Annotated in this window: 8 protein-coding genes; 1 reads left to right on the plus strand and 7 read right to left on the minus strand. The window is 44.4% G+C overall.

What is annotated here, in order from left to right; all coding sequences use genetic code 11:
* On the plus strand, positions 1–399 hold a 399-nt coding region (locus F6K37_RS27165; RefSeq protein WP_287253490.1), incomplete at its 5' end, for a glycosyltransferase.
* Positions 400–569: 170 nt separating this feature from the next.
* On the opposite strand, the gene F6K37_RS27170 is transcribed toward F6K37_RS27165, so the two are convergent.
* The 7 genes from F6K37_RS27170 to F6K37_RS27200 form a co-directional block, all read right to left on the minus strand.
* Positions 570–1,976: a glycosyltransferase family 2 protein gene (locus F6K37_RS27170; protein WP_008185332.1), complete on the minus strand. Its 1,407-nt coding sequence runs from the start codon at positions 1,974–1,976 to the stop codon at positions 570–572.
* A gap of 256 nt (positions 1,977–2,232) precedes the next feature.
* On the minus strand, positions 2,233–4,011 hold the full coding sequence (locus F6K37_RS27175) for a fatty acyl-AMP ligase (protein WP_008185335.1): 1,779 nt from the start codon (positions 4,009–4,011) through the stop codon (positions 2,233–2,235).
* A gap of 69 nt (positions 4,012–4,080) precedes the next feature.
* The gene (locus tag F6K37_RS27180) at positions 4,081–4,212 is read right to left on the minus strand and encodes a hypothetical protein (protein WP_008185337.1); all 132 of its coding nucleotides are present in this window, start codon (positions 4,210–4,212) and stop codon (positions 4,081–4,083) included.
* Between the two features lie 322 nt (positions 4,213–4,534).
* Positions 4,535–4,714, minus strand: a complete 180-nt coding sequence (locus F6K37_RS27185; RefSeq protein WP_229414526.1) for a hypothetical protein — start codon at positions 4,712–4,714, stop codon at positions 4,535–4,537.
* An 87-nt stretch (positions 4,715–4,801) separates the two neighbouring features.
* Positions 4,802–5,101, minus strand: coding sequence for a hypothetical protein (locus tag F6K37_RS27190; RefSeq protein ID WP_008185343.1), 300 nt, complete (start codon positions 5,099–5,101; stop codon positions 4,802–4,804).
* A 64-nt stretch (positions 5,102–5,165) separates the two neighbouring features.
* Positions 5,166–5,936: an aspartyl/asparaginyl beta-hydroxylase domain-containing protein gene (locus F6K37_RS27195; protein ID WP_008185345.1), complete on the minus strand. Its 771-nt coding sequence runs from the start codon at positions 5,934–5,936 to the stop codon at positions 5,166–5,168.
* 291 nt (positions 5,937–6,227) lie between these two features.
* Positions 6,228–7,773: fatty acyl-AMP ligase (locus tag F6K37_RS27200; RefSeq protein ID WP_287253495.1), on the minus strand; the 1,546-nt coding region annotated here is incomplete at its 5' end.

Here is a 7,773-nt window from a genome sequence, read left to right on the forward strand (position 1 = left end):
ATTTGGATTGAGAGTGTTCCCCATGACGAGGTACCTCGTTATATTAATGTGATGAATACTCTGGTGCTACCATCAGAGACTAATTATAAGTTTAAAACCTTAACTAGTGTAGGTTGGAAGGAACAGTTTGGTCATGTGCTGATTGAGGCTATGGCATCTAAAGTACCAGTAATTGGTTCCGATTCTGGAGAAATTCCCTATGTGATTGGGGATGCTGGGTTGGTGTTTCCTGAAAAGAATGAGTCGGAGTTACGACATTGTTTACAGCAGCTAATCAAGCAACCAGAGTTGGCTGAGAAATTAGGAGATTTGGGTTATGCACGGGCAATGGAGCAGTATACCAATAAGGCGCTAGCTAAACAGCTGTTGAATTTTTATCAGGAATTAATTGAGAATTGAGAATTAAGAATTAAGAATTGAGAATTAAGAATTGGGAATTGGGAATTGGGAATTGGGAATTCGGAATTGGGAAGTAAGAATTAAGAATTGAGAATTAAGAATTGGGAATTCGGAATTCGGAATTGGGAATTCACCATTTTAGAAATTAATAATTCTTCATTCTTCATTCTTCATTCTTCATTCCCACCTCTATGGACTGTTTTGACCCATTTCAAGCGTTTAGGACGCACAGACATCCGAGCGGTAGTAGCAGCCATCACCAGCATCCAGTGCAATAGATAAAGATTTCCCCTCAAGGTCTGCAAGAAACTAACCAATAGGTTAGAAACACGTAATCTTCGATTTTGATTGGTGCGGCGCAGCCCGACAAACATGCCAATCACTGATAGGGTGACAGTTAGGCCAGTAATGGGGCTAAAAATAGGTAGACGGTTACGGGCAATAGCCATCAAACAGTCTGGTACAGCAGCAGTGGGCAAAAAGTACTGGATGATCAAGTAGGTAAATAAATCTAGAGTTTTCCGCAAACCTAGGCGGTTACTTACAATTAAACGCCAGTAATCTAAATAGCGCTGGTACCCTCCTTCTGCCCAACGGTTCCGTTGATGCCAGAGTGCGATCGCACTGGTAACTCCTTCTTCTTCTACTGGCGGAAAATTGAGAAAGCCAATATCCCACTGATCGAGGTGTAGGCGAATGGTTAAATCTAAGTCGTCGGTGATGGTTTCTTCATTCCAGGCACCGCAACGCTGTAGTGCGGAACGTCGGACAAACTGACCATTGCCCCGCAATTCACCAATCCCACCAACTGCAATACGTTGCTGTTGGAAATAGCTGTCGAGAGCCATTTCTGCCATTTGCCCTCGTGTCCAGAAATTCAGTGGTGCATTTGCGATCGCTTTTCTGACCTGCACTGCTCCCACTCGCGGGTTAGTAAATAAGGGCAAAACCCGCCGTAGCATATCTTTGGGAACTTTAGCATCTGCATCAAATACTGCTACAATCTCCCCTTTAGTTAAACCCAGTACCTGATTGAGTGCCCCTGATTTGCCGCCCCCGGCATTAGCACTCCGGTGCAGTACCTTCAACTGGTCGTATGTTGCTGCTAACTTATCTAAGATTTCTGGTGTTTGGTCAGTACTGTAATCGTCAATTACCCACAGTTCATACTGATTTTTGGGGTAATCTAATTGACACAGAGACTTAACTAAATTACTGATGACAGTTTCTTCATTTTTTGCTGCTACTAGCAGAGACACAAAGGGAAAATCGTCTTTTTCCTCATCTAAACAGGGTTGAGGGGTTTTTAACGGTCGAGCCAGCAAGCACCGTAGGGCATGAATTCCTAATATTGTTGTTAAGCTCAAGCTCACCCAGATCCCCCAAGACACCAAATGCAGTGCTATGGTTATGCACCACACTATGGTTAACACTAAAGCTGCTTTGCGTCGGCGTCCTTCTAGTCCCTGGAAAAATAAGCTAGTTTCAAACTCTTCCTCTGACAAGTTAGACAGCATAGAGCCAAGTTGCTTCAGCTCTTGGCTTGGCGCTTTTTCTGACCAGGAATTCTCCGACATAAGCTATGTACTGCAACTACCAACTAAGGCCACTAATGCCTTATTCTATCCGAAATTGTTACAAAACTATTAAATTCTATCAAGTAAAGTATAGTTTAGGACATAACTCTCATCTGGGGTTTGAAGGAAACAGGTAACATAAACATTTGTTAACCTTTACTTCCACGTAAGGAGTCTGTTCAGGAAGTTTTGAGGGTGAGGGCAAGGTGTTATCTTAATGGTGTTATCTTAATGGTTAATGGCTCAAGCCAATAGCCTAATCCCTATCATTTATAACAGCCAGAGTTCCCGCCATAAAACTCTGGCGACAGGCATGACGCTGAATCTTACCACTAGATGTCTTGGGAATAGTACCTGGTTTGAGCAACAGAGCAGTATGAACCGGCAAATCGTGATGTTGTAATACTGCTCGTCGGATTAACCGGATTAACTCCTTGCTATCAAGGGCATGGTCTTTCGCTCCATTGCCAGGGTCAGAAGCAGCTAGCCGAGTAGATTTCCAATAGCTACGTTCTACCTCAGCAATCACCACTAACTGTTCCTCACCAGCAATATTCACGGAAAATGCTGCCGAACACGTAGGTCTGAGCAAGGAGTGGGTGTTTTCTACGGTCCATTCAATATCTTGGGGATAGTGGTTACGACCATTGATAATGATCAGATCCTTGAGACGACCAGTAATAAATAATTCACCGTCGAGCATGAATCCCAAGTCACCGGTGCGTAGAAATGGCTTTTCCCCCATCGATGCTAGAGTTACGCGAAAGTTTCGTTCGGTTGTTGCCGGTTGATTCCAGTAACCTTGGGCAATGCTTGGTCCTGATACCCAGATTTCTCCCACTTGTCCTGGGTCACATCGGGTCAAGGTTTCAGGATGGACAATTACAATCTGCTGGTCTGGCAGACTTTGACCACAGCCTACGAGGGTAAGGGTACCTTCTTGCTCAACACTAGCTGGCACAACGTGATTTTGCTCCAGTGCTGCCCCCTCAACTGTTCTTAAGACAATTGGGGCACTTTTGACACCACCAGAAACCATTAAGGTGGCTTCAGCCATGCCATAGCAAGGGTAGAATGCTTCTCGGCGGAAGCCACAGGACTCAAATTTAGTTGCAAACCGCTCCAAGATGGCGAAGTTAATTGGCTCAGCTCCGTTAAAGGCCAGGTCCCAACTACTCAAATCCAAGTTTGTTAGTTGTTCTGGCTTGATTTTGCGTACGCATAAGTCGTAAGCCAAGTTTGGTCCTCCACTGCTGGTGGCTCGATAGTGGGAAATCACTTTTAACCACCGAATCGGACTTTGCAAAAACATCAAGGGGGACATCAGAGTAGCTGGAAAACCGCCGTATAGAGGTTGGAGTATACCACCAATCAGACCCATGTCATGGTACATCGGCAACCAAATCACCCCACTGCTGTGGTCGGTGTGCCCAAAATACTTATAGATAGCAGCTGAATTATGGACTAGATTGCTGTGGCTAATCATCACTCCCTTCGGTGCAGCGGTTGAACCAGAGGTGTATTGGAGAAAAGCTAGGGTGCTACCATCTATAGCTGGTTGCTGCCATGATTGAGCTAAGTTGCCGTTAATGTTTTCTGTGGCTAGCCAGTGCAGTGTCTTCAGTTCTGGAGCCTCAGTAAACCGTCGCTCTAAATTAGACAGGATTGCTTGGGTAGTTAGGGCTACCCTTGCCAGGGAATCTTTGACAATTCCCTGAACACGGACAAGGGAGCGGTTGGGTCTAGGAGGATAAGCGGGCACAGCTACAACCCCAGCGTACAAACACCCGAAAAATGCACAAATATAGTCTAGACCAGGAGGATACAGTAGTAGCGCAGTTTCTCCTGGGGAATATATTGATTGCAGGTGGAACGCGATCGCTTGGGCTTGTTGCTCCAACTGTTGGTAAGTCAGACTGACCTGTTCAGTTTCTCCATCCACCAAAAAGGTATATGCGATCGCATCTGGCTGGTTAACTGCTCTGTAGCGCAGGATATCCACTAACGTGGCTGCTTGGAGAATAGTTTGTGACACCTTTTACCCCTGCACTTAAAAACTTACACAAAAAAACTTATTACTTTGTAAGCATTCAGCCGTCAGCTGTCAGCCGTCAGCCGTGAGCTTTTGGCCTTCGTCTTTTGCTGATAGCACCTCAAGTAGCACCATCTGTAGCGCATTAGCTGATAGCACCTCAAGTAGCACCATCTGTAGCGCATTAGCTGATAGCTTACACATTGCCAAACATTACTTTAGCTTGATTCCGACATCACCAAATATCCTGATATTGAGGATTCATAATTCAGTAGCTTCGATTAATAATAATTCATTTTCCGGGAATTTTGAACATAAATTGAACCTAAAAAATAGTACTATATTATGAAATAATCCACCAATTATTCACACTACGCACTTTACACTGACCGCTGATAGCTGATAGCTGATAGCTGATAGCTGATAGCTTAATGGTTACCCCCACCCTCCCCAAACTATTCCCGCAATTCCCTATTTCCTAGTTATACGAATTTGCTGCCCCGAGGCCATCCAAACAACTGTAGTTTTAAAATTTGAATATTTTAAAGCTAAAAGGCTCATCATAAGTTCCTACCCATTCTTGGTTTTTCTCAATCCAGCTGGCGATTGTATTAGCTACTTTTTCAGCAGGAGGAGCATAATTGACTCGGTTAGCTCGGATTTTATAACCTTTTTCATTGAGACGGTTCACTGGTGCCCAAGCCAAGGGACCGCTGATCACACCAGGACGGTAAAGCCTCATGAGGATTTGATGATTGCTGGCGTGGTAAACTATTGGTCCAACACCTGACCATTAATAGTGCAAAGCGATTTTACCAGAATGATAGACTGGACCAAAACAAGAAGGGCTACCATCTGCAATCGAACCAATAGCAACCACATCGAGGGGTCGCTCGCGCTTTAGCTTGGCTGCTTCGAGGGCTACCAATGCTGGCCAACTGTAGTTAACACGGTTCATCGATTCTACTATCTCAACCAGTGGCACTCCTCCATCCCCTACCTCAGTTTCGATTTGTCCTGCATTCAGGATAATCACATCGGGGTCATACTCAAGCCACCTTTGGGCATCCTCAAGGGTTTGTTGTTGAGACACACACAATGTATTGAAATAGTTACCTCTCCCCCCTCGCCCCACACTCGCTCTGTTCCCTATTGATTCATTGTCGAGCAAACACCTTATCTAAACGTTCTTCCCATTTCTTCTGATTAGCCATAGCATCTTGAACGTAGGGTGACCAAGCAATTACTTTAATAAATAATTGATTAATCCATGAAACAGGAAAACGGAGCGGCCTGACAATATCTAGAAATAAAACCACCCGCATCCCATCGGTTTCATTCCATACCTCATGGGGGAAGCTATCATCAAATATCATCGTTTTTCCTTCTTCCCAATAGCGAATGTCGTTACCAACACGAATCCGACAATTTTCCTTCGGTTCAGGAACACGTAATCCTAGAAGACATCTGATTACCCCTTTATAAGGTCCCCTGTGTTCAGGGATATGTTTACCTGGTAATAGGATTGAAAAAAATGCCGTTTTCATACCAGGAATTTTTTCGATAATACGAGTGGTTTCCGGACAGTTTTTACAATTTTGTTTAGATTTAATTCCATAGCCATAAAAGCCATAGGTTTTCCACCGATTATCTGTGCTGGTATACTCACCTTGGTCTGGAGAAATATCCTGGAAGTTGGGTAGACTATCTCTATATTTCAAGACTTGATCGAGCTCTTGGCGAATCGTCATCCATTGGGATTCTAACTCTTCCACCCAATTAAATTTATCAGGATCAAAGAATGTTGAATTACCAATTAATGAAGAATTAGTAATTAACGTTTCCAACTTGTATATAAGTGGTGTACCAATACCATAGATCAGGAAATTCCTCGCTTTTTCCCTAAGAGCGTCTAAAGAACGTTTCATGATTAATTATTAATTTAGCTGCGCTTAGATAAATATATTACCATACCTAATTAGTTTTTTTAATTGTTGCTAAAAAAAATTATAAATTGCTAGTGATGGTCGAAATTAGTAACTGGGAATTAGTAATATTTAACACATTTAATAATTCCAATAACTTAAGCATTCAGCAGTCAGTAGTCAGCAGTGAGTGGAAACCCCCGTGTCTGCCACTGCATCGCTTATTCAAAATCACCGATTGCGCTACGGGCATAAGCTGATAGCTGATAGCTGATAGCTGACCCAATAACAACTCTAGGATTCTGATGAAGCAACATTCAACTGACTCAACAAATCGGTAATGCTACGCTGCTGAAGTTGACTCTGTCGCCATTCACCTACTGCTTCTAAAGTGCCATCAAGAAATCGCAGCCGACATTCCCGACGTTTAATCTTACCACTAGAGGTTTTGGGAATACTTCCGGTTTTCAGCAGCACAATCCCATAAACATCGGCAATATGCTCTTGGGCTACCGCTTGACGAATGGCTGCCACTACTTCATCAACCACTAAGTGTCTCAGGTAACTCCGCTTTATCTCTTGAGCAATAACTAATCGTTCTTCCCCTTCTAAATCTACGGAAAACGCTGCACTAGCGTTGGGTCGCAGGGCTGGATGACTCTTCTCAACAGTGGCTTCAATATGCTGGGGATAGCGGTTGTTGCCCCAGAGGATCATCAATTCTTTGAGGCGACCGGTGATAAAGAGTTCCCCATCTTTTAGGAATCCTAAGTCTCCGGTGCGCAGAAATGGTCCAGTGCCAGTGTCTTTTATATAGGCACCGAATGTGCGTTCTGTTTCCTCTGGTTGATTCCAATAGCCCTTGCCCACACCTAAACCAGATACCCAAATTTCGCCAACTTTATTCTCTGGACACTCTATTAGGGTTTCCGGGTCAACAATTACCAACTGATCATCCAACCAAGGCTGACCACAGCTGACAATCCCTTGTGTTTGCTGTTGGTCTTTAGTAGCAGTTATCACCCGATTCTCTCCTAGGGCACCTTGCTCGACATACTTAATCACAGCAGAGTTAGCTTTCAATCCCCCGGAAATAAATAATGTGGTTTCAGCCATACCGTAGCAAGGGTAAAATGCTTCTGGTCTAAACCCACAAGGGGCGAAGATATTGGCAAACCGTTCTAGGGTTTCGGCTCGAACCGGTTCAGCACCGGAAAAGGCTACCTCCCAACTGCTGAGGTCTAGAGTTTCAATCTGTTCGGGAGTTACCTGACGACATAATAGGTCATAGGCAAAATTCGGACCACCACTGGTAGTGGCTCTGGCTTTATAGCGGGAAATGGCTTGGAGCCAGCGAACTGGTTTTTGAATCAAGGCTACTGGTGACATCAGTATAACCGGAAATCTCCCATAGATCGGCTGGATCACACCACCAATCAACCCCATATCATGAAACAAGGGTAACCAGATTATCGCTTGACTGTTGAGGGTATGCTCGAAGGACTGATAGATCGACGCTGAATTGTGCAGGATATTGCCATGGGTCACCATTACCCCTTTTGGCTTACCGGTGGAGCCTGAGGTGTACTGTAGAAAGGCTAAGCTATCGTGATCTGGGCGCTCGGTTTCAATCCAGTCTGATGCTAGAGACGGGGAAATTTCGTTGGTTTCTATCCAGGACAGTTCAGTTAAGGTTGGAGCTAATTCTGGATTCGAGCTACACTGCTGCTGGATTCTTTTCCATAAGTCCGTGGTAGTAAGCGCTACTGTGGCTTGGGAAGAAATGACCCGCTGCTGTAATTGGGCAATAGCCTGTTTCGACCGGGGGGGATTAGCGGTC

This window comes from Moorena sp. SIO4E2 (assembly GCF_010671945.1).
Classification (GTDB): Bacteria; Cyanobacteriota; Cyanobacteriia; order Cyanobacteriales; family Coleofasciculaceae; genus Moorena; species Moorena producens.